General features: G+C 67.8%; 17 protein-coding genes. 13 read left to right on the top strand and 4 right to left on the bottom strand.

Annotated elements, in window-relative coordinates:
• The 4 genes from FRZ32_RS12585 (at position 1) to FRZ32_RS12600 (ending at position 4,872) form a co-directional block, all read left to right on the top strand.
• Entirely contained in the window at positions 1-2,433 is a 2,433-nt protein-coding gene (locus FRZ32_RS12585; protein WP_243445291.1) for a response regulator, read from the top strand.
• Positions 2,434-2,472: 39 nt separating this feature from the next.
• The gene (locus FRZ32_RS12590; protein ID WP_147043839.1) at positions 2,473-2,832 is read left to right on the top strand and encodes a response regulator; all 360 of its coding nucleotides are present in this window, start codon (positions 2,473-2,475) and stop codon (positions 2,830-2,832) included.
• Positions 2,833-2,942: 110 nt separating this feature from the next.
• Positions 2,943-4,013: a recombinase RecA gene (gene recA / locus FRZ32_RS12595; RefSeq protein WP_147043840.1), complete on the top strand. Its 1,071-nt coding sequence runs from the start codon at positions 2,943-2,945 to the stop codon at positions 4,011-4,013.
• 214 nt (positions 4,014-4,227) lie between these two features.
• A complete protein-coding gene (locus tag FRZ32_RS12600; RefSeq protein WP_147043841.1) occupies positions 4,228-4,872 on the top strand; it encodes a glutathione S-transferase family protein in 645 nt (214 codons plus the stop codon).
• Positions 4,873-4,911: 39 nt separating this feature from the next.
• On the opposite strand, the gene FRZ32_RS12605 is transcribed toward FRZ32_RS12600, so the two are convergent.
• Positions 4,912-6,219, bottom strand: a complete 1,308-nt coding sequence (locus FRZ32_RS12605) for a dicarboxylate/amino acid:cation symporter (protein ID WP_147043842.1) — start codon at positions 6,217-6,219, stop codon at positions 4,912-4,914.
• Positions 6,220-6,420: 201 nt separating this feature from the next.
• Positions 6,421-8,445, bottom strand: coding sequence for an elongation factor G (locus FRZ32_RS12610; RefSeq protein ID WP_147043843.1), 2,025 nt, complete (start codon positions 8,443-8,445; stop codon positions 6,421-6,423).
• Between the two features lie 155 nt (positions 8,446-8,600).
• Here FRZ32_RS12610 and alaS point away from each other — a divergent pair, with 155 nt between their 5' ends.
• Complete coding sequence (alaS, locus tag FRZ32_RS12615; RefSeq protein WP_147043844.1) at positions 8,601-11,261, top strand: alanine--tRNA ligase; 2,661 nt, start codon at positions 8,601-8,603, stop codon at positions 11,259-11,261.
• Here alaS and FRZ32_RS12620 read toward each other — a convergent pair.
• Positions 11,248-13,035, bottom strand: coding sequence for a cation:proton antiporter domain-containing protein (locus FRZ32_RS12620; RefSeq protein WP_147043845.1), 1,788 nt, complete (start codon positions 13,033-13,035; stop codon positions 11,248-11,250). The two genes, alaS and FRZ32_RS12620, sit on opposite strands and share 14 nt — an antisense overlap.
• A gap of 38 nt (positions 13,036-13,073) precedes the next feature.
• On the opposite strand from FRZ32_RS12620, the gene FRZ32_RS12625 reads away from it, so the two are divergent.
• Positions 13,074-14,291, top strand: coding sequence for an FAD-dependent oxidoreductase (locus tag FRZ32_RS12625; protein ID WP_147043846.1), 1,218 nt, complete (start codon positions 13,074-13,076; stop codon positions 14,289-14,291).
• On the opposite strand, the gene FRZ32_RS12630 is transcribed toward FRZ32_RS12625, so the two are convergent.
• Positions 14,288-15,511 (bottom strand): NADP-dependent isocitrate dehydrogenase, encoded by a 1,224-nt coding sequence (locus FRZ32_RS12630; protein WP_147043847.1) that lies wholly within the window; start codon positions 15,509-15,511, stop codon positions 14,288-14,290. The genes FRZ32_RS12625 and FRZ32_RS12630 overlap by 4 nt on opposite strands.
• Positions 15,512-15,646: 135 nt before the next feature.
• Between FRZ32_RS12630 and FRZ32_RS15330 the strand changes: the two genes are divergently transcribed.
• From FRZ32_RS15330 to pyrH, 7 genes are all read left to right on the top strand, one after another.
• Positions 15,647-16,729, top strand: a complete 1,083-nt coding sequence (locus FRZ32_RS15330) for a hypothetical protein (protein ID WP_158635916.1) — start codon at positions 15,647-15,649, stop codon at positions 16,727-16,729.
• Positions 16,730-16,731: 2 nt separating this feature from the next.
• On the top strand, positions 16,732-17,457 hold the full coding sequence (locus FRZ32_RS15335; RefSeq protein ID WP_243445361.1) for an ATP-binding cassette domain-containing protein: 726 nt from the start codon (positions 16,732-16,734) through the stop codon (positions 17,455-17,457).
• A gap of 57 nt (positions 17,458-17,514) precedes the next feature.
• On the top strand, positions 17,515-18,252 hold the full coding sequence (locus FRZ32_RS12640; protein ID WP_147043848.1) for a phosphatidylserine decarboxylase: 738 nt from the start codon (positions 17,515-17,517) through the stop codon (positions 18,250-18,252).
• A gap of 43 nt (positions 18,253-18,295) precedes the next feature.
• A complete protein-coding gene (locus FRZ32_RS12645) occupies positions 18,296-19,150 on the top strand; it encodes a CDP-alcohol phosphatidyltransferase family protein (protein ID WP_147044474.1) in 855 nt (284 codons plus the stop codon).
• Between the two features lie 372 nt (positions 19,151-19,522).
• A complete protein-coding gene (gene rpsB, locus FRZ32_RS12650) occupies positions 19,523-20,281 on the top strand; it encodes a 30S ribosomal protein S2 (RefSeq protein ID WP_147043849.1) in 759 nt (252 codons plus the stop codon).
• A gap of 122 nt (positions 20,282-20,403) precedes the next feature.
• On the top strand, positions 20,404-21,339 hold the full coding sequence (gene tsf, locus FRZ32_RS12655; protein ID WP_147043850.1) for a translation elongation factor Ts: 936 nt from the start codon (positions 20,404-20,406) through the stop codon (positions 21,337-21,339).
• A gap of 77 nt (positions 21,340-21,416) precedes the next feature.
• Positions 21,417-22,136 carry a UMP kinase gene (gene pyrH / locus FRZ32_RS12660; protein WP_147043851.1) on the top strand — a complete coding sequence of 240 codons (720 nt, stop codon included), beginning with the start codon at positions 21,417-21,419 and terminating at the stop codon, positions 22,134-22,136.
• The last annotated feature ends 1 nt before the right edge of the window (position 22,137 follow it).

Here is a 22,137-nt window from a genome sequence, read left to right on the forward strand (position 1 = left end):
TTGGCGAGCAGCGCCGCCCTTGCCGGCGCGGGCCGCGGCGGCCGCACCGACTGGACGGTGCTGGTCGTTGCCGGGGCGGCCTTGCTCTCGGCCGCCTTGCTGTTCTGGGCCGTCGGTGACCTGACCTTCGCCGGCCTGTTCCTGGCCGGCCTGGTCGGGGTCGGCGGCATCCTGCTGCTCCTCCGGCGGCCGGCGCCGATCCATGCGCTCGCGCCGCCGGCGGAGGGTGCGTTCGATGCCGCGCTGCTTCGGGCGGTGCTCGATGGCGCGGGGCCGACGAGCGCGCTCGCGCTCACCGATCCGGCCGGCGATCTGGTCAGCGCCAACAGCGCCTGGGGACGCTGGTTTGGCGCCGGAGTGGGGCCGCTCGCCGCCGATGCCGATCCAGCGACGCTGACGAGCCTGGCCGAGGCCGGCCGGATCGCGCGCCGCGACGGCGCCGCCGCGATCGGCCCGGCGATGCTTGCCGGTCGCCCGGCCGAGGGCGAGGTGGTGGCGGTCGCCGGCGATCGGCTGCTGTGGCGCTTCCGGCGTGGCGACGGCCCCGATCTCGGCGCCGAGGCCGCCCGCCTCGTGGCCGGCGAAGCGGGCCGGCGGATCGGCGATGCGGGCCTGATGCTCGCGTTGGTAGATCCCTCCGGCGACATCCGCGCCGCCAACAGCGCCTTCGCCCAGCGCACCGCCGCCGACGACGGGGAGGGAGCTGAAGGCACGCAGCTGGTCGACCATCTCGTCGCCGATGACAATGGCCAGTTCCACCTCGCCGCGGAGGGCAAGGCCTCGCCGCCGCTGCGGATCATCCAGATCCCGTCCGCCGACCGGCCCGACGCGCTCTCCTTCTTCCTGCTGATGGACGATATCGCCAGCGTCCGGCTGAGCGAGGATGAGAGCCTGCACATCCACGCCCTGCTCGACAGCCTTCCGCTCGGCCTCGCGCTGGCCGATTCGGACGGCCGGTTCACCTTCCTCAACCAGGCCTTCCGCAAGGCCGCCGGATTGAACCACACGGAACGCCCCGCCTGGCCCGGCGATCTGGTCGTCGACGAGGATAAGGCAGCCGTGTCGGATGCGGTGCGCCGCTTCGGCCGTGGCCGCGCGCTTTCGGGCGATCTCGCCGTGCGGATGAAGACGAACCCGGAGGAGCCGGTGGCGATGACCGTCGCGGGCGCTCGGGGGCTCGGCAGTGCCGCCGTGCTCATCAGCCTCAAGGACAATAGCGAGGAGGCGCGGCTCAAGCGCGAGGTGGCGCAGGCGACCAAGATGCAGGCGGTGGGCCAGCTCGCCGGCGGCGTCGCCCACGATTTCAACAATATCCTGACCGCTCTCATCGGGACCTGCGATCTGATGCTGATGCGCCACCAGCCGGGCGACAGCGACTATGACGACATCCAGCAGATCCGATCCAACGCGAACCGGGCCGCCAACCTCACCCGCCAGCTGCTCGCTTTCTCCCGCCAGCAGACGTTGCGGCCGCAGGTTCTGCAGCTTCCCGACGTCGTCGCGGAGGTCTCGCACCTGCTGAACCGGCTGCTCGACGAGCGGGTGAAGCTGGTGGTGAAGCACGGCCGCGGGCTTGGCCCCGTGCGCGCGGACCCCGGCCAGCTCGAACAGGTCATCGTCAACCTCGCGGTCAATGCGCGCGACGCGATCCTCGCCAAGGATCCGGAAGGGGGCGGCACCCTGACGCTTACGACGCTTGCCGTCTCGGCCGAAGAGGTCCGCCGGATGGGCACGGACGTGCTTCCGGTCGCCGATTATACGGCGCTCAAGATCACCGACACCGGCACCGGCATTCCGCCGCACATCATCGGCAAGATCTTCGAGCCCTTCTTCACCACCAAGGAGGTGGGGAAGGGGACGGGGCTCGGCCTTTCCACAGTCTACGGCATCGTCAAGCAATCGGGCGGCTTCATCTTCGCCGATTCGCAGGTGCGCCGCGGGACCACCTTCACCATCTACCTGCCGGTCCACCGCGCCCAGCCCGGGGAGGCGCCGGCGCGGGCCCGCGCGAAGGACAAGGCGGGTGAGACATGGGGCAGCGGCACGATCCTGGTCGTCGAGGACGAGACGATGGTGCGCGCCGTCGCCGAACGGGCGCTCGCGCGCAACGGCTATACCGTCCTTTCGGCCGAAAATGGCGAGGCGGCGCTCGAACTTCTTGCCAGCACGCCCAGGATCGACCTGATGATCTCCGACGTGGTGATGCCGACGATGGACGGGCCGACGACGGTGCGCGCCGCGCGCCGGACGCATCCCGATCTGCCGATCCTGTTCATGTCCGGCTACGCCGAGGAGCAGCTTCGCAAGTCGATCGACATCCCCAACGTCTCCTTCCTCGCCAAGCCCTTTTCGGTTCAGCAGCTGGCGGAGGCGGTGCGAGAGGTTCTGCGGCCCGGAAATGGTGCGAATGGCGCCGGCGAGGGGCCGAAATAGGCTCTTTCGCTGATCGCCACATTCTATAATGCAACGCCGATGACCGCGTTTAAATCGATCCTGATCGTCGAGGATGAACCACTGATCGCGATGATGCTCGAGGATTTCCTCGAATCGCTGGGCCACCAGGTGGTCGCGACCTGCGATTCGATCGAGGACGCTCTGGCGCGGGTCGACGAAGGCGGATTCGACATCGCCATCCTCGACGTCCAGCTGAGGGACGGCCGCGCCGTCTGGCCGATCGCCGATCGCCTGGCCGAGACCGGCACGCCGTTCGTCATCGCCACCGGCGGCCATGTCGAGCCGCCGCCCGCGCAGCACGCCGGAGCGCCGCTGCTCGCCAAGCCTTACACGATCGACGCGATCGAGCCGGCGCTGGCGGCCGCCTGCGGCGGCTGAAGGGCTCCTGCCGGGCCGATTTGTTTCCCTCTTGTTCCAACAGAACACATGGTGTACGAAACCGCCATGCGTTGACCCGCGCCGCGGGCGCTTTAAGGGGAGAGACAGCCATGACGGCCTCGCTTCACGTCGTTTCCGACAGGACCCAGATGGACACCGATAAGCAAAAAGCACTCGACGCCGCCCTGGCGCAGATCGATCGCGCCTTCGGCAAGGGCAGCGCCATGCGGCTCGGATCGCGCGAGGCGATCCAGATCGAAACCATCTCCACCGGTTCGCTCGGGCTCGATATCGCGCTCGGCATCGGCGGCCTGCCGCGCGGCCGCGTGGTCGAGATTTACGGGCCGGAAAGTTCGGGCAAGACGACGCTGGCCCTCCATGCGGTCGCGGCGGCGCAGGCGGCGGGCGGCGTTGCCGCCTTCGTCGACGCCGAACATGCGCTCGATCCGGTCTATGCCAAGAAGCTCGGCGTCGACATCGACAACCTCATCGTCTCGCAGCCCGACACGGGCGAGCAGGCGCTCGAGATCACCGACACGCTGGTGCGCTCGAACGCGGTCGACATCCTGATCGTCGATTCGGTCGCCGCGCTGGTGCCGCGCGCCGAGATCGAGGGCGAAATGGGCGACAGCCATGTCGGCCTCCAGGCACGGCTGATGAGCCAGTCGCTGCGCAAGCTCACCGGCTCCATCTCCAAGTCCAAGTGCCTCGTCATCTTCATCAACCAGCTGCGGATGAAGATCGGCGTCATGTACGGCAATCCCGAGACGACGACCGGCGGCAATGCGCTGAAATTCTACGCCTCGGTCCGGCTCGACATCCGCCGCACCGGCCAGATCAAGGACCGCGACGAGATCGTCGGCAATTCGACCCGGGTGAAGGTGGTCAAGAACAAGCTCGCGCCGCCGTTCAAGCAGGTCGAGTTCGACATCATGTACGGCGAGGGCGTGTCCAAATTGGGCGAAGTGCTCGATTTGGGCGTAAAAGCCGGCATCGTCGAGAAATCCGGCGCCTGGTTCAGCTATGATTCGATCCGGATCGGGCAGGGGCGGGAGAATGCCAAGGCCTATCTCAAGGACAATCCGGAGATCGCCGAGCGCATCGAGCGCGCGATCCGCGGGCGGACCGAAGAGGTCGGTGAGGCGCTGATGACCGGTCCGGACGCCGAGGACGACGCCTGAGGCGCGCGGGGGCCGGTCTCGATCGGGGGGAGCCGGCCTTGGCCCCGGCCGCGCGTGGCAGGGGTCTCGTTGGGATCATCGGATCGTCGGGACTCGTCCCGGGTAAAGAGTTGCGGCCGCGTCCGGGATCAGGGGGGCGCGGCCGCTTTCCGTTGCCGCCCGGCCATTTGCAAGGCAGCGACGCCTGTCTATGACGGCTTCCCGGGAGCCGCGCATGATCGTCGTCCATCACCTCGAAAATTCGCGCTCTCAACGCGTGCTCTGGCTGCTCGAGGAGCTTGGCCTTCCCTATGAGGTGGTGCGCCATGCGCGCGATCCGAAGACGATGCTGGCCCCGCCCGATCTGTCGCGCATCCATCCGCTCGGCAAGGCGCCGGCGATCGAGGACCGCGCCGCCGAGGGCGGTGGTGGGCCGCGCGTGCTGATCGAAAGCGGCGCGATCATCGATTATCTGGTCGAAAAAGCCGAGGGCCGCCTCGGGCCGCCGGCCAATCGCGATTCGGTCCTGCGCTATCGCCAGTTCGTCCATTATGCCGAAGGCTCGTTGATGGCGCCGCTCTTCGGCCTGCTGGTCTCCGAGCGGATGGGCACGATGGGAAAGCCGGCGCGCGGGCCGATCCTCACCATGTTCGGCAAGCATCTCGACTGGCTGGAGACCGAGCTTGCCGAGCGGCCGTGGTTCGCAGGCGATGAATTCACCGCCGCCGACATCATGATGAGCTTCCCGCTCGAGCTGGCGCGCGAGCGCGCGGGGCTCGACGAGGCGTACCCCAATCTCCTCGACTGGCTCGAACGGATCCACGCCCGCCCCGCTTATGCCGCGGCGATCAAGGCAGGCGGCCCCTATCGCTACGCCTGAGCGCGCCCGGCCTTCCTGATCGCGTCGCGAGCGGAAGGCTCAGCTTTCCGGCGGCGGCGCCGCGCGGTGCGAGGGAGCATGGGGCGGCTCGATCTCCGGCGGCTCCGGCGCATCGAGACTTCCCTCCCAGCGCGCGACCACCACGCTCGCCACCGCATTGCCGACGACATTGGTCGCGGAGCGCCCCATGTCGAGGAAATGATCGACCGCAAGGACGAGCAGCACGCCGGCCTCGGGCAGGTTGAACATGGTGAGCGTCGCGGCGATGATGACCAGGCTGGCGCGCGGCACGCCGGCGATGCCCTTGGACGTGACCATCAGCACCAGCAGCATCGCGATTTCCTGGCCCAGGCTGAGATCGATGCCATAGGCCTGCGCGATGAAGATCGTCGCGAAGGTCATGTACATCATCGACCCGTCCAGGTTGAACGAATAGCCGAGCGGCAGCACGAAGCTGGCGATCCGCGGTGGCACGCCGAACCGATCGAGCGCCTCCAGCGTGCGCGGGAAGGCGGCCTCCGACGAGGCGGTCGAAAAGGCGAGCAGCGCCGGCTCGCGGATATAGCGGACAAGCCGGCGCGCAGGGCGTCCCGCAACCAGGAAGCAGGCGCCGATGAGCAGCGCCCAGAGGATCGCGAGGCCGGCATAGAAGCTCGCGATGAAATAACCGAAGGTGCCGATGATCTGCGGGCCGCGCTCGGCAATCGCCGCCGTCACCGCCGCGAACACCGCGATCGGGGCGAGGCGCATCACATAATCGGTGACCTGGAGGATCACCTTGGCGAGCGCCTCGGCGCCCCTGACGAGCGGCCGCGCCGGCTCGCCCACCGCGGTGATCGCGACCCCGAGGAAAAGCGAGAAGATCACGATCTGGAGGATCTCGTTCGTCGCCATCGCCTCGAAAATCGATTGCGGCACGAGGTGAGTGATGAACTGGGTGAGGTTGAACGACGATCGCTCGACCCCGCTCGCTGCGTTCGCGGCGGGCACCGCGAAATCGAGCCCGACGCCCGGTTGCAGCAGATTGACCAGGATCAACCCGAGCGTCAGCGACACCAGGCTCGCACAGATGAACCAGAACAGCGCCTTGAGCCCGACCCGACCGAGCGCGGCGGTATCGCCCATATGCGCGATGCCGACGACCAGGGTGGAAAAGACCAGCGGCGCGATGATCATCTTGATCAGGCGAAGGAAGAGCGTCGTGACGATCGAGAAATAGGACGCGACATCGGCGAGCCGCGCGGTCGCCGCTGGCGTGCCGTCGTCGAGCGCCGCATTGATCGCCCAGCCTGTGAAGATGCCGAGCACCAGCCCGGCCAGGATGTAATAGGTCAGGCGCTTGGCCATCGTGGCTCCCCTCGAACGCTCAAGCGTCCGAGGAAGCGGAAAGCCGCGGCGGGGTCAAGGCGCTGCGCGATCTTCGCCGCCGCCTGTGCCAGGGGAAGGGCGCGCGTCCCAGGACGGCGGAGGGCCGACGAAGCCCGAACGCCCCTCCACCGTGCCGCCACGGCCTCGCGCCGATGCGCGTCTCCTACAGGGAGGATCGGCTCAGGCGGGCTCCATCTCCCTTTGCACCACCTTCTCGGCCAGCGTGCCGTTGAGCTCGGCCAGATGGTCGAAGGTCGCTTCGTAAGTGGCGAGCCCCTGGCTCAGCGATCGCAATTCGGCGTCGAAGCCCTGCATCTCCGCCTCGGGGATGAGCGCCTCGATCTGGTCCCAGCGCGACCAGCCCTCGCGCGGGCCCATGCCGAGCATCTGGCCGCGCCGGCTCGCGATTGCCGATGTGATGCGCGACGTCGCCACGCTCGGCGCCACGACGGTGACCTTGAGCACCGGCTCCAGCAGGTGCGGCGCTGCGGCTGCCAGCGCCTCGCTCATCGCGATGCGGCCCGCGGTCCGGAACGCGATCTCCGAGCTGTCCACCGTGTGGTAGGAGCCGTCGACCAGGGTCACCTCGACATCGACGACCGGAAAGCCGAGCGGTCCCTTCGCAAGCGCATCGCGAACCCCGTCCTCCACGGCCGGAATCCACTGTTTGGGAACGACACCGCCCGAAATCCGCTCGCCGAAGCGGAAGCCTTCGCCGCGCGCCAGCGGCTTCACCTCGATGACGACGTCGCCGAACTGGCCATGGCCGCCCGACTGCTTCTTGTGCCGGCCGCGCTGGGTGACGCTCTTGCGGATCGATTCCTTGTAGCCCACCGCCGGCGGCCGTGCATCGACCGCGACCCCGTAACGGCGCTGGAGCCGATCGAGCGTGACCTTCAGATGCTCGTCATTGACGCCCTTGAGGCGGGTCTCGTGCATCGTCTCGTCCTGCTCCCAATGGAGCGCGCGATCCTCCTCGGTCAGCTTGTGGAGCGCGGTGGAAAGGCGGACGTCGTCCTTGCGATCGCGGGTGGCGATGGCGAGCGCGAAATTACGCACCGGCGCGCCGATCCCGGGCGATGGCGGGGCCTTGCCGGACGACAGCCATTCGCCCGCGCCGACGCCCTCCAGCTTGGCGATCGCGACGACATCGCCGGTCCCCGCCTCGGGGATCTTCACCGTCTTGTCGCCCTGGACGCAGAACAGGGTGCCGATCCGGATCGCGGCGCCGCCCGGTCCCTTCAGCTCCTGCCCCTCCCGGATCGACCCGCCGAAGACGCGGGCATAGGTCAGGCGGCCCATCGACCCGCCGTGCGAGACCTTGAACACGAAGGCGCACCCGTCTGCCGCGCCGAGCCTTTCCGCGGCGGCCGAAGGCGCGGGCGCCTCGTGCCGGAGCGTCTTCAGCAGGCGTCGCACCCCGAAACCGCTGGTGGCCGATCCGAACAGGACCGGCGCGATATGCCCTTCGCCGGTTTCGCGGGCGAGATCGGCATAGACGGTCGCCCGATCGGGTATTTCGTCCATCAACAGCGCTTCGAGGAGCGCATCGTCATGGTCCGCGAGCTGTTCGAGCATATGGGTCCGCTCGAGGCCCTCGCGCTCGGCGAGATCGGGCGGCACGTCCTTCTGCTCCGAAGGCTGGCCGGGGCGGTAATAATAAGCGCGCTCCAGTGCGATATCGACGAAGCCGGTGATCTTCTCGCCATCTCGAATCGGGATCCAGCGGGCGATCAGCGGCGCATCGCTCATCGGCTGGAGCGACTCCAGCAGGGTCTGGATCGATCCCCGCGCCTGATCAATCTTGTTGACGAAGATCATGTGGGGCACGCCAAGGCGTTCGAGCTGCCGCAACGTCGGCTCGGCGAGCAAGGCGCGATCCGCATCGGGATCGACGACGACGATCGCAAGGTCCGCCGCCGCGACGCCGAGCGCGCCGTCAGCGACGAAGCCGACCGATCCCGGGGTGTCGATGAAGACGTAGCGATCGCCCATATAATCGAGGTGGACGAGGTTGATCTCGGTCGAACCGCCGCGCGCCCGCGCCTCGGGGCTCGCGTCGCCGACGCAGCTTCCGTCGGCGACCGATCCCTGTCGGCTGGTCGCCCCGGCGGCAAAAAGAAGGGCCTCGGCGAGGCTGGTTTTCCCAGCGCCGCCAGGCCCGACGAGCGCGATGGTCCTGGTGCCTGCAGCTCTTTCGGGCATGATCGTCTCCTCCGTCCGCTGGCGCGGTCCGCGAGAAGACGCGGGGCCGCGTCTTGTGGAAACCGCCAGACTGTGCCGATCCGGTGCGAACTTCAAGAGGGCAGGCGAGGGGTTCGTCGCTTGCCGCGGCGCAGCACGTCGCTTAAATCCAGCCCATGACATCGACCAACGACATCCGGCGCGGCTTTCTCGATTTCTTCGCGCGCGAGGGCCATACGATCGTGCCGTCCGCGCCGCTCGTGCCGCAGAACGATCCGACGCTGATGTTCGTGAACGCCGGGATGGTGCCGTTCAAGAATGTGTTCGTCGGGCAGGAGACGCGGCCCTATACGACCGCGACCTCTTCGCAGAAATGCGTGCGCGCCGGCGGCAAGCATAACGATCTCGACAATGTGGGCTATACCGCGCGGCATCATACCTTCTTTGAAATGCTGGGGAATTTCTCCTTCGGCGACTATTTCAAGGAGCGTGCGATCACGCTCGCCTGGACCTTGCTGACGAAGGAATGGGGCATTCCGGCGGATCGGCTGACCGTCACGGTCTATCACACCGACGATCAGGCGTGGGATCTGTGGAAGAAGATCGCCGGCCTTCCCGATGAGCGGATCATCCGCATCGCGACCAAGGACAATTTCTGGGCGATGGGGCCGGACGGCCCCTGCGGGCCCTGTTCGGAGATTTTCTACGATCATGGCGATCATATCCCCGGCGGCCCGCCGGGATCGCCGGACGAGGATGGCGACCGCTTCGTCGAGATCTGGAACCTCGTCTTCATGCAGAATGTGCAGGCCGACGATGTCGTCGTCGGCGATCTGCCCAAGCCGCAGATCGACACCGGCATGGGGCTGGAGCGGATCGCCGCGGTGCTCCAGGGCGTCCACGACAATTATGACACCGACACGTTCAAGGCGCTGATCGCCGCTTCGGGCGAGCTCACCCGCACCGATACCGCCGGGGAGCTGAAGGCGAGCCACCGGGTGATCGCCGATCACCTGCGCGCCTCGGGCTTCCTGATCGCCGACGGCGTGCTGCCGGCGAACGAGGGCAGGGGTTATGTGCTGCGCCGGATCATGCGCCGCGCGATGCGTCACGCCCACCTGATCGGCGCGGCCGAGCCGCTGATGCACCGGCTGGTGCCGAGCCTGGTCGCCGAAATGGGTGCCGCCTATCCCGAGTTGGTGCGCGCCCAGCCGCTGATCGAGGAAACGCTGAAGCTGGAGGAGACGCGCTTCCGCCAGACGCTGGCCAACGGCCTGCGGCTGCTCGACGAGGCGACGGGCGCGATGAAGCCCGGCGATACGCTTCCGGGCGAGACCGCGTTCAAGCTCTACGACACCTACGGCTTTCCCTATGATCTCACCGAGGACGCGCTTCGGGTGCAGGGCTTCGGCGTCGACCGCGCCGGCTTCGACGCCGCAATGGCCGAGCAGAAGGCCAAGGCGCGGGCCGCCTGGAAGGGCAGCGGCGCCAAGGCGAGCGACGATGTGTGGTTCGACCTTTCCGAAGAGGCGGGCGCGACCGAGTTCACCGGCTATCTCGGCCATGACGGCGATGGCCAGGTGGTCGCGATCGTCAAGGACGGGGCACGCGTCGACAAGGCCGGCCCGGGGGATTCCGTGATCCTCGTCACCAATCAGACGCCCTTTTACGGTGAGAGCGGCGGGCAGATGGGCGACACCGGATTCGTGACCTCTGCCAAGGGGCTCGAGGCCGACGTCGAGGACACGTCGAAGCCGCTCGGCAAGCTCCACGCGCATCACGCGACGATCCGCGCGGGCGAGGTGGCCGTCGGCGATGCCGTTCACCTCTCGGTCGACGCTGCGCGCCGATCGAAAATCCGCGCCAATCACAGCGCCACGCACCTGCTCCACGCGGCGCTGCGCCGGCGGCTCGGCGATCATGTGACGCAGAAGGGGAGCCTGGTCGCGCCCGATTATTTCCGCTTCGATTTCTCGCACCCCAAGGCGCTGACGCGTGAGGAGATCGAGGCGGTGGAGGCCGACGTCAATCGCCACATCCGCGAGAATGTGCCCGTCGGTACGCGGCTGATGAGCATCGACGACGCGATGGCCGCGGGCGCGATGGCGCTGTTCGGCGAGAAATATGGCGACGAGGTCCGCGTCCTTTCGATGGGAAGCGACGGCGAGGCCGCCTATTCGGTCGAGCTGTGCGGCGGGACGCACGTCAACGCGCTCGGCGATATCCAGCTGTTCAAGATCACCTCCGAAAGCGCGGTCGCGGCGGGCGTCCGGCGGATCGAGGCGCTGACCGGCGAGGCGGCGCGCCGCTATCTGGTCGAGCGCGAGGAGCGGCTGCGCGAAGCCGCGGCGACGCTCAAGGCCGCGCCGGACGAAGTGCCCGCCCGCGTTGCCGCGCTGGTCGAGGAGCGCCGCCGGCTGGAGCGCGAGCTCGCGGAGGCGAAGAAGGCGCTGGCGCTTGGCGGTGGCGGCAAGGCCGAGCAGGCTGGGCCGGAGCAGGTCGCGGGACACGGCTTCATCGGCCAGGTGCTGGATGGGGTCGAGGCGAAGAGCCTGCGCGGCCTCGTCGACGAAGCGAAGGCGCGCGTCGGCTCGGGCGTCGTCGCGCTGGTTGCGGTCAACGACGGCCGCGCCACCGTCGCGGTCGGTGTGACTGACGACCTCGCCGGAACGCTGAGCGCCGTCGATCTCGTCCGCAAGGCCGTCGAGGCAGTCGGCGGACAAGGGGGCGGCGGACGGCCCGACATGGCCCAGGGTGGCGGTCCCGACGGTGCCAGGGCGGCCGAGGCGCTGGCTGCGGTCAAGGCGGCGCTCAGCGCCGAGCCTATCGCGGCGTAGTCGCGTCCCTCAGACGGCCGCCGCGCTGCGCCGGCTCGCGGTCGAGATCGCCCATCTCCATGATCTGCTGGCGAAGCTCGGCGCGCTTTTCGTGGATCGAGGCGATGACCGGACCCATCGCCATGCCGAGATCGACCAGCACCGCCTCCGAAAGCTGGAGCGAGGATTCGAGCGTTTCGGGGACCGCGTCGGTGGCGCCGGCCTTGTAGAGCTCGGCCGCATGGGCGGCATCGCGGGCGCGCGCGACGATCGTGAGATCGGGATAGAGCTGCCGCGCGCGCCTGGTCAGCCGCACGAGCAGCACCGGATCGTCCATGGTGAGGATGAGCGCGGTGGCATTGTCGAGGTGCAGCCGCTCGATCAGGTTCGGCCGCCCGGCATCGCCGAAGATCACATGATAGCCGTCGCGATTGGCGGCGCTCACCGAATCCACGTCGGAATCGACCGCGATGTAGCGCTTGCCGTGCGTGATGAGCATGTCGGCGACGAGGCGGCCGACACGTCCGAAGCCGAGGATCACCGAGACGGACGCGTCCGGCTCCACCTCGACAGCCGTCGGCTCCGGCGCGCCGCGCTGCCGCTCGATGCGCCGTGCGGCGACCTGGCCGAGCTTGGCGAGCAGCGGTGTGACGGTCAGCCCGATCGCGGTCACGATCTGCCAGAAGGCGGCGCTGTCGCGGCTGATGAGCTGCGCGCTGGCCGCGGCGCCAAGGACGATCAAGGTGGTTTCGGAGGGCGCCGACATCAGCACCCCGGTCTCCGCCGCGACCCCCTTGCTGGTGCCGTAGAGGCGCAGCAACGTCGCTGTCACCGCCGCCTTGGCGACGAGCACGCCGACGACCGCGATCAGGATCGTCTGCCAGTTCGCCGCGACGATCCTGAGATCGACGCTCATCCCGACCGTGATCAGGAAGATACCGAGCGCGAGGCCGCGGAAGGGGGCGGTGATCGATTCGACCTCGTCATGATAATCGGTCTCGGCGATGAGGATGCCGGCGACCAGCGCACCGACGATCGGAGACAGGCCGACCGCAGTGGTGAGCAGGCTCGCGACGATCACCACCAGCAGGCTCGCGGCGAGGAACAGCTCCGGGCTCTTGGTCCGCGCCGCCTGCGCGAACAGGCGCGGCAGGAAAAGCCGTCCGATCACCATCATCGCGGCAATCGTCGCGGCGCCGAGCAGGACCACCCGAATGAGCGGGCCAAAGCCTTCCTCTCCCGCCTGCGGCCCCATCGCGCCGAGGGCGAAGATGATGGGGACCAGCGCCAGATCCTCGAACAGCAGCATTGCGAGCGCCGCGCGACCGACCGGCCCATCCGTCCCGGCGAGCGGCAGAACGAGGGCTGTCGAGGACAGGGCCAGGCCGAGCCCGAGAGCGAGCGCGCCGCTGCCCGGCGTGCCGAACCAGAAAAGACCGGCGCCGATGAGCGCTGCTGAAATGAGCAGCTCCGCGGCGCCGACCCCGAAGACGAGCCGCCGCATCTGCCACAGGCGCTTGAACGACAGTTCGAGGCCGATCGCGAAAAGGAGCAGGATGATGCCGAATTCGGCGAACGGCTCGATCGCGTGCGGATTGGTGATGGTGACATAGCCGAGCCAGGGGAACCGGGCGGCGAGGGCGCCGAGCCCCGCCGGTCCGACCGCGAGGCCGATCAGGATGAAGCCGATGACGGGGCTGATCCGAAAACGAGCGAAGGCCGGGATCACGACCCCCGCCGCGCCGAGGATCACCAGCGCGTCGCTTAGTCCGGTAGTGGTGAATTCTGCTGCCATATTGCCTTTATGCAGCTTCCGGCGCGATTGTCAGTCCCATGAACGCATCCGATCTCGTGATCGTCGGGGGAGGGCCGGCAGGGATGGTGGCCGGGCTGCTTTTCGCGCGCGCCGGCGCCCGGACGATCGTGGTCGAGAAGCATGGCGATTTCCTGCGCGATTTCCGTGGCGACACGGTCCATCCCTCGACGCTGGAGCTGATGCGCGAGCTCGGGCTCCTGGAGGCGTTCCTGAAGCGTCCTCACGACGAAGTCCGCGAGATCACGGCACGCGTCGCGGACCGGCGCATCGTCGTCGCCGATTTCAGCCACCTTCCGGTCGCCTGCAAGTTCATCGCGCTGATGCCCCAGTGGGACTTTCTCGATTTCGTGGCCGAGGAGGCGCGCCACTATCCAACCTTCGAACTCAGGATGAACGCCGAGGTGGTGGACCTGATCGAAGAGGGCGGCCGGATCGCCGGCGTGACGCTGAAGGACGGGACGCAGCTGCGCGCCCGGCTCGTCATCGCCGCGGACGGGCGCGGCTCGATCCTGCGTGACAAGGCCGGCTTCGCGAAGCGCGATCTCGGCGCGCCGATCGACGTTTTGTGGTTCCGCCTTCCCAAAGGCAGGGTCGCGCATGGCGAAACCGGCGGCACGTTCGGCGCCGGCACCTTCGTCGTCCAGTTGGATCGCGGCGATTACTGGCAATGCGCGTTCGTGGTCGCGAAGGGTGGCGCCAGCGAGGTCGAGGCGCGCGGCATCGCGGCGTTTCGCGCCGATGTCGCCGGCGCCGCACCGGATCTGGCGGACGTCGTCGGCGAGCTTGAAAGCTGGGATCAGGTGAAGCTGCTTTCGGTCTCGCTCGACCGGCTTGAAACCTGGTCGCGTCCCGGGCTGCTCGCCATCGGGGATGCCGCCCATGCCATGTCGCCGGTCGGCGGCGTCGGCATCAACCTGGCGATCCAGGACGCGGTGGCGGCGGCGAATATCCTCGCCGCGCCGCTGTCGGCGGGCGAACCGGTCGATTCGCGGCTCGACAAGGTGCGTGCGCGAAGGCTGCTTCCCGTCCGAATCGTGCAGCGCGTCCAGAAGGCCGTGCACGACCGGATCCTCGCCCCGACGATCCACCGCCGGGCGGTTCTGCAGGACGTGCCGCTCCTGCTCAGGCTGTTCGATCGGCTGCCGCCGCTGCGCCGTCTTCCGGCACGCCTGCTCGGGCTCGGCATCCGGCGCGAGCACATCGCTTCGCCGGATGCCGGACTGCGTCGGCCCTAGGCGGGCTGCGCGGCCATCGCCGTTTCGAGATTGACCCGGACCGCCTCGAAGAACTGTTCGGTCGTCATCCAGCTCTGGTCCGGGCCGATCAGGATGGCGAGGTCCTTGGTCATCTTGCCGCTCTCGACCGTTTCGACGCAGACCCGCTCGAGCGTCTCGGCGAAGCGAGTGACCTCCGGCGTGCCGTCGAAGCGGCCGCGATATTTGAGGCCGCCGGTCCAGGCGAAGATCGAGGCGATCGGATTGGTCGAGGTCGCCTTGCCCTGCTGGTGCATCCGATAGTGGCGGGTGACTGTGCCGTGCGCCGCCTCGGCCTCGATCGTCTTGCCATCCGGCGACATCAGGACGGACGTCATCAGCCCCAGGGAGCCGAAGCCCTGCGCGACCTGATCCGACTGCACATCGCCGTCGTAATTCTTGCAGGCCCAGATGAACTTGCCGCTCCACTTGAGCGCGGAGGCGACCATGTCGTCGATCAGGCGATGCTCGTAGACGATGCCGAGCTCCTTGAACTTGTCCTTGAACTCCGTCTCGTAAACCTCTGCGAAGATGTCCTTGAACCGCCCGTCATAGGCTTTGAGGATGGTGTTCTTCGTCGACAGGTAGACCGGCCATTCGCGCACCAGGCCATAGTTCATAGACGCGCGGGCGAAATCGCGGATCGATTCGTCGAGATTGTACATGCCCATGGCGACGCCGGCGGCCGGGAAGTCGAAGACGTCGAAATCGAGCGTCTCGCCATTTTCGCCCTGCCATTTCATGGTGAGCTTGCCAGGGCCGGGCACCTTGAAATCGGTCGCGCGATACTGGTCGCCGAAGGCATGGCGGCCGACGACGATCGGATCGGTCCAGCCGGGGATCAGCCGCGGGACGTTGGACATTACGATCGGCTCGCGGAAGATCGTGCCGCCAAGGATGTTGCGGATCGTCCCGTTGGGCGATTTCCACATCTTCTTGAGGCCGAATTCCTCGACCCGCGCCTCGTCCGGCGTGATCGTCGCGCACTTCACGCCGACGCCATATTTCTTGATCGCCTCGGCCGATTCGACGGTGATCCGGTCGTCCGTCTCGTCGCGCTTCTCGATGCCGAGATCAAAATAGACGAGATCGATGTCGAGATAGGGCAGGATCAGCCGTTCGCGGATCCACTGCCAGATGATGCGGGTCATCTCGTCGCCGTCCAGTTCGACGACCGGGTTCTTCACCTTGATCTTGGCCATGAGCGATGCGCTTTCCTGTCGGAATGGGTGTTGAAGGGGGCCTTAAGCGGCCCGCGCGCGGCGATCAACAGGTGCGCGTCGGCTTTGGGTGGCCGACGGCGAAACGCCGCTTATGGTCGGGTGATGACGAATCGCTTGATCCGGCTCGAGGCGCGTCTGTTGTGGCGCTCCTTCACCGATGCGTTCTCGACGGCGTCGGACAGGCTGCTGCTGCTGATGGTCGCGGTCATCGCGGCATTTTGGGTCCGGACCCATCTCGCCGAGCCGATGTCTTTCGCGCTGCCGACGCGCGCCGCCTGGGCGGGCTTTGCCGGTCTGCCCGCCGGGATGGCCGCGCAATGGCGGCTCGGCGGCCGGCTGGCCTGGCTCGCGGAGGAAAGTCCGTTTTCGGCGACCGCCCGGCAAGGGCTGGCGCGACGGACCTATCTCGCCTCGTTCCACGGCCTGTTCGCCTGCGGGCTGGCCGCAGCCGCCGTCTGGATCGGTGTCGCCGTCGGCGAACCGATCGTGGTGCCCATCATCGCGCTGACAAATTATGCCGTGGGCACGGCGCTTGGCGCGGCCTGCCGCCGCGAAGGCAAAGTCCGGCGCGTCACGACCCGACGCGCCCGCCCGGCCAACCCCCGCCCCTCGAAAGCGACCGCCAGCCGGGCGCTGATCGGTGTTATAGTCGCGCATCAGACTCGCGATCGGGCGGATCCGGCCCGTGGCGCGACGCTGCTGCTCGGCTTCGTTTTCGTCGCCACGCTCGGCTCGGTTCCGATGTCGGCAGCGTGGACCTCGCCCGCGCGAATAGCGGCCGAGGCCGCGCCGGGGCTGTTCGCGCTGCTCTGGACGAACCGCATGGATGTGCGTCTGGTCGGCTTCCTTCCGTCGCTCGGTTACGGGCCCGCCATGACCGGACTGGCGGTGTCGGCGCTTCCGCTTGCCTGCGTCGTCATCGCCATTCTCGCCGTTGCCGCCGCGCGCGCGCCGTTCGGATTCGTCGGCTCCGGGATTGTCGCGGCGGCCGGTGCCGGCTTTGTCCTGGTGGCCCTGGGCCGGACTTGGCTTTCGCCCGGGCGCAGCAGGCATTCCGTCGATCTTCAGGTAGGGATCGAATCCGCTATCGTGCTCCTGGTTGCGTTCGCCCTCCCGCCACTGGCCCCGATAATGATCGTCGGGCGCCTGGCGATGCTCTATCGCCGCGCCGCGTCGTTGCGCTGGATTCAGCGTTGAGCGTGCGGATCGCGACCGAGGGATTGAGCGTGCGTCGCGGTGGCTATCCGGCCGTGAACGCCGTCAGTCTGGAGATCGCGGCGGCGCAATGGACGGGCCTGATCGGCGCCAACGGCAGCGGGAAGACATCGCTGCTGCGCGCCATGGCGGGACGCGCCGCCGTTTCCGGCGGCACGATCCTCATCGACGGCCTGGATCGGACCGACGATTTGGCCTGGCGCGCCCGCGCGATCGGCTTCGCGGCGGATGCGGGCGCCTTGCCGCCGACCCTGACCGGGCGTGAACTGTTCGCGATTATCGCTTCCGATAAGCCCGGCCTCGCCATCGACGATCCGCTGGCGGACCTTCGCGCCGCGCTCGACTTCGACCGTTTCATCGATCAGCGGATCGGCACGCTTTCCGCCGGGATGCGTCAGCGGCTGGCGATTTTCGCGGCATTTCTTACCCGGCCCGAGACAGTGTTCCTCGACGAGCCGTTCAATTGGCTCGATCCGATCTGCGCCTTTGACACCAAGGCTGCGCTGCGCGGGTTGGTCGCGGCGCACGGGCTGACGCTGTTCACCGCGCTGCACGACACGGCGACGCTCGTTCACCATTGTGATGCGGCGATGCTCCTCTGGGAGGGACGCATCGCCCGGCGCATCGGCCCCGACGAGCTGGCGGCCGCCCGGCAGGATCATGCCCGGTTCGAAGCCGAAATTGTAAACAGCCTGCGCACGAATGGGTGATGGCCTGAGCGCGCGTCCCGATTGTCTCGCCCGGCGGCACCGCTTAAAGGCGTCCCAATGTCTTCTCTCGAAAAGAACGAGCTCGTCACCTCGTCGGTCCGCTGGCGGATGCCGTCCATCCATCCGGAAGGGCGCAAATTCTCGGTCATCGCCCTGGCGATCACGGTCGGGCTGTGGTTCGGCCTGCACTGGTCCGTCCTCGGCTGGATCATGGCCGGCGTGACGGTGTGGACCGCCGCCTTCTTCCGCGATCCCGTCCGGACGACGCCGAGCGGCCAAGACCTGATCATCGCACCCGCCGACGGGCTGGTCACCGCGATCGCGACCGTGCCGCCGCCGAAGGAACTGGTCGAGGCCGGAGATATGCCACCGGACCCGCTGATCCGCGTCTCGATCTTCATGAGCGTGTTCGATGTCCACATCAATCGCACGCCGATCGCCGGGACGATCCGGCGGGTCGTCTACATCGCCGGCAAGTTCCTCAATGCCGATCTCGACAAGGCGAGCGAGGACAATGAGCGCCAGCATATCCTGGTCGAGGGCGCCGACGGGACGAAGATCGCCTTCACCCAGATCGCGGGGCTCGTCGCGCGGCGGATCGTGCCGTGGGTGAAGGCGGGCGACACGGTCGTCGCCGGGCAGCGCGTGGGCCTCATCCGCTTCGGCAGCCGCGTCGATGTCTATCTGCCCAGCGGCACATCGAGCCAGGTCCTGCTCGGCCAGCGCACCATCGCCGGGGAGACGATCGTCGCCAGGATCGGCGTTTCCGAGCTGATCGAGGGGGTCGCCCAGTGAGGGCAGGGGCGTGAGGCCGCCCCGCCAGCGGCGCGAGCGCCCCATGCGCGGCATCCCGCTTCGCGCGGTCGTCCCCAACGCCGTCACAGCGCTGGCGCTGTGCGTCGGGCTGACCAGCGTGCGATTCGCGATCGCCGGTCAGTGGGAGAATGCGATCTACTCGATCCTCGCCGCCGCCGTCCTCGACGGCATGGACGGCCGGATCGCGCGGGCGCTGCGCGGCCAGACCCGGTTCGGGGCCGAACTCGATTCGCTGTCGGACGTGATCGCCTTCGGGGTCTCGCCGGCGATCGTGCTGCATTTGTGGTCGCTCCAGCATTGGCCCCGGATCGGCTGGGTGTTCGCGCTCGCCTTCGCGGCGTGCCAGGCGCTGCGGCTCGCCCGCTTCAACGCCCAGATCGATGTCGACGAACAGCCGCACAAATCGGCCGGTTTCCTGACCGGCGTGCCGGCACCGGCGGGGGCGGGGCTGCTGCTGCTCCCGGTATATCTGTGGCTGGCGAGCGGCGAGCGCTGGACCTGGCTTCAGGATTACCGGCTGGTCGCGCCCTGGGCGGCGCTGATCGCCTTCCTTGCCATCTCGAACGTCGCGACCTTCTCCTGGGGCTCGCTGCGCCTCAGGCGCAACATCCGGCTGGAGGCGATCGTCATCATCGCGCTGCTGGGGGCGGCGGTCGCCTCGGCGACCTGGGAGACGTTGAGCTTCGTCGCGCTCGTCTATCTCGGGCTGATCCCGCTCAGCGTCATGAGCTATGCCCGGGTCAGGCAGCAGCGCGCCGCGACCGAGCCGCCGTCGATGCCAGCCGAACCGTTGCTGCCGCTCGCGGAGCCGAAGGCGCCGGCCAGAGGGCGGCGGCGATCAGCGCCCAATGCGAACGAACCGTCGTCTCCAGAATGACCCCGAGCCCGACGAGCAGGGCGAGGAAGAACAGGGTCGATGCCAGATGAGCCACAGCTTTTCCCTTCTTTTATCCACAGGCTGAAACCGAGCCGATCCGCTTTTGTTCCGCGAACCGGATCGCCCACATGTTCACTTTATGTTCCGTCGTCAAGCCACATCGTCGGCGAGGGGGCTTGGCGGCGTTCGGCGGTGGGATGGGGAGGGGCCGCCGGCGAAGGCGCCGGCCACCGCTATTTTGCCGCGGGTCGGGCTTGATTTTCGCGGCGTCTCTCTCTAGATGCGCGCCCATTCCACATGCGGGACCAACATACCGGTGCTCCGAAAGGAGTTTCTCGGCCCCGCAGAGGCATAACCGGAAGGAGAAAGACTATGGCGTCCACCGACGTCAGCATGCAGGCATTGCTCGAGGCCGGAGCGCATTTCGGCCACCAGACCCATCGCTGGAACCCCAAGATGAAGCCGTATATCTTCGGCGAGCGCAACGGGGTGCACATCATCGATCTGTCGCAGACCGTGCCGCTCTTCGCCCGCGCGCTCGATTTCGTCCGCGCCACCGCGGCGTCGGGCGGCAAGATCCTCTTCGTCGGCACCAAGCGCCAGGCGCAGGAGCCGATCGCCGAGGCGGCGCGCCGTTCGGGCCAGCATTTCGTCAACCATCGCTGGCTTGGCGGCATGCTCACCAACTGGAAGACGATCTCCAACTCGATCAAGCGCTTCAAGGCGCTCGAGGAGCAGCTCGCCGGCGACACCACGGGCCTCACCAAGAAGGAGGTCCTCCAGCTGACCCGCGAGCGCGACAAGTTCGAGCTTTCGCTTGGCGGCATCCGCGACATGGGCGGGATTCCCGACGCCATGTTCGTGATCGACGCCAACAAGGAGGAGCTCGCGATCAAGGAAGCCAATACGCTCGGCATCCCCGTCGTCGCGATCCTCGATTCGAACGTCTCGCCGAACGGCATCGCCTTCCCGGTCCCGGGCAATGACGACGCCAGCCGCGCGATCCGCCTTTATTGCGATGCGATCGCCGACGCGGTGCTCGCCGGCAAGCAGGGCGGCGCGGCCCAGCGCGGCGTCGATATCGGCGCGCAGGACGAGCCGCCGGCCGAAGCCGCGCTGGCCGACGCCTGACCGCTTCCCCGGCCCGCTTTGCGGGAGGGGGCAAAAGGGGTGGGCCTGTTCAATCGTGCGGGCCCGCCCACCCCAACCCCTCCCGCAAGCGAGAGGGGCGTTAATTCAAAAGGATAGAAGACATGGCTGAGATCACGGCCGCCACCGTCAAGGAACTGCGCGAGCGCACCGGCGCCGGCATGATGGATTGCAAGAAGGCGCTCGCCGAGGTGAATGGCGACATGGAAGCCGCCATCGACTGGCTGCGCACCAAGGGCCTCGCCGCCGCCGCGAAGAAGGCCGGCCGCGTCGCCGCCGAAGGCCTGATCGGCGTCGCCGTCGATGGCACGACCGGCGCCGCCGTCGAGGTCAATTCGGAGACGGATTTCGTCGCCAAGAACGAGCAGTTCCAGGATTTCGTCCGCAGCGTCGCGCGCATCGCGCTGACGACCGGCGACGACATGGACGCGCTTGCCGCGGCGGACTATCCGTCGGGCGGCACCGTCGCGGAAACGCTCACCAACAACATCGCCACGATCGGCGAGAACCAGTCGCTGCGCCGCGCCGCGCGGGTGTCGGTGAACGATGGCGTCGTCGTGTCCTATGTCCACAACGCCGCCGCGCCGGGCCTCGGCAAGATCGGCGTGCTCGTCGCGCTGGAGAGCGGCGCCGACAAGGCGGCGCTTGAGACGCTCGGCAAGCAGCTGGCGATGCACATCGCCGCCGCCAATCCGCTCGCGCTGACCGCGGACGGGCTCGATCCGGCAATGGTCGAGCGCGAGCGCGGCATCGCGCGCGAGAAGGCCGCCGAGAGCGGCAAGCCGGCCGAGATCGTCGAGAAGATGGTCGAGGGGGCGATGGCCAAGTTCCGCAAGGAAAATGCGTTGCTTTCCCAGCTTTTCGTCATCGACAACAAGACGAAGATCGAAGACGTGATCGCCGGCGAGGCGAAGCGCCTGGGCAGCCCGATCACCCTTTCGACCTATGTCCGATTCCAGCTGGGAGAGGGCATCGAGAAGAAGGAAAGCGACTTCGCCGCCGAGGTCGCCGCCGCGGCCGGCACGCCCAAGGCCGCCTAATTCGTCGCCTTGGCAGGGTGACGCGCGCCGACTAAGGTGCGCGCCACCCTGTTTTTCATCAGCAGACCGGAAGCTCCATGCCGTCGCGCCCGCGCTTCAATCGTATTCTCCTGAAGCTTTCGGGCGAGGCCCTGATGGGCGATGGCCAGTTCGGCATCGATCCCGAGACGGTCGGTCGCATCGCCGGCGAGATCAAGGTCGCGCGCGACGACGGGCATGAGCTGTGCCTCGTCGTCGGCGGGGGGAATATCTTCCGCGGACTCGCCGGCGCGGCCAAGGGGTTCGATCGGGCCAGCGCCGACTATATGGGCATGCTCGCGACGGTGATGAACGCCCTCGCGCTCCAGAATGCGCTGGAGAAGATCGGCGTCGATACGCGGGTGCAGTCGGCGATCCCGATGGCGACCGTCTCCGAACCCTATATCCGCCGCCGCGCCGTGCGGCACATGGAGAAGGGCCGGGTGGTGATCTTCGCCGCCGGCACCGGCAATCCGTTCTTTACCACCGACACGGCCGCTGCCCTCCGCGCTGCCGAAATGGGCTGCGACGCGCTGTTCAAGGGGACCAGCGTCGACGGGGTCTACGATGCCGATCCCAAGAAGGTGGCGACCGCGAAGCGTTATGAAACAGTCACTTTCAATCAGGTCCTCGCGGACGATCTGAAGGTGATGGATGCCAGCGCGATCGCGCTGTGCCGCGACAACAATATCCCGATCGTGGTGTTCAACATCCGCGAGCAGGGCAATCTCGCCCGCGTGCTCGGCGGTGGCGGCACGTTCACGGTCGTCGAGAACTGAA

Origin of the sequence: Sphingosinicella ginsenosidimutans (genome assembly GCF_007995055.1) — a bacterium.
In the GTDB taxonomy this organism is placed as follows: domain Bacteria; phylum Pseudomonadota; class Alphaproteobacteria; order Sphingomonadales; family Sphingomonadaceae; genus Allosphingosinicella; species Allosphingosinicella ginsenosidimutans.

What these genes read in the sequence shown, in the direction of transcription:
- FRZ32_RS12590 (WP_147043839.1), top strand. Translation starts at nt 2,473, where the DNA reads ATGACCGCGTTTAAATCGATCCTGATCGTCGAGGATGAACCACTGATC.
- recA (WP_147043840.1), top strand. Translation starts at nt 2,943, where the DNA reads ATGACGGCCTCGCTTCACGTCGTTTCCGACAGGACCCAGATGGACACC.
- FRZ32_RS12600 (WP_147043841.1), top strand. Translation starts at nt 4,228, where the DNA reads ATGATCGTCGTCCATCACCTCGAAAATTCGCGCTCTCAACGCGTGCTC.
- FRZ32_RS12605 (WP_147043842.1), bottom strand. Translation starts at nt 6,219, where the DNA reads ATGGCCAAGCGCCTGACCTATTACATCCTGGCCGGGCTGGTGCTCGGC.
- FRZ32_RS12610 (WP_147043843.1), bottom strand. Translation starts at nt 8,445, where the DNA reads ATGCCCGAAAGAGCTGCAGGCACCAGGACCATCGCGCTCGTCGGGCCT.
- alaS (WP_147043844.1), top strand. Translation starts at nt 8,601, where the DNA reads ATGACATCGACCAACGACATCCGGCGCGGCTTTCTCGATTTCTTCGCG.
- FRZ32_RS12620 (WP_147043845.1), bottom strand. Translation starts at nt 13,035, where the DNA reads ATGGCAGCAGAATTCACCACTACCGGACTAAGCGACGCGCTGGTGATC.
- FRZ32_RS12625 (WP_147043846.1), top strand. Translation starts at nt 13,074, where the DNA reads ATGAACGCATCCGATCTCGTGATCGTCGGGGGAGGGCCGGCAGGGATG.
- FRZ32_RS12630 (WP_147043847.1), bottom strand. Translation starts at nt 15,511, where the DNA reads ATGGCCAAGATCAAGGTGAAGAACCCGGTCGTCGAACTGGACGGCGAC.
- FRZ32_RS12640 (WP_147043848.1), top strand. Translation starts at nt 17,515, where the DNA reads ATGTCTTCTCTCGAAAAGAACGAGCTCGTCACCTCGTCGGTCCGCTGG.
- FRZ32_RS12645 (WP_147044474.1), top strand. Translation starts at nt 18,296, where the DNA reads ATGCGCGGCATCCCGCTTCGCGCGGTCGTCCCCAACGCCGTCACAGCG.
- rpsB (WP_147043849.1), top strand. Translation starts at nt 19,523, where the DNA reads ATGGCGTCCACCGACGTCAGCATGCAGGCATTGCTCGAGGCCGGAGCG.
- tsf (WP_147043850.1), top strand. Translation starts at nt 20,404, where the DNA reads ATGGCTGAGATCACGGCCGCCACCGTCAAGGAACTGCGCGAGCGCACC.
- pyrH (WP_147043851.1), top strand. Translation starts at nt 21,417, where the DNA reads ATGCCGTCGCGCCCGCGCTTCAATCGTATTCTCCTGAAGCTTTCGGGC.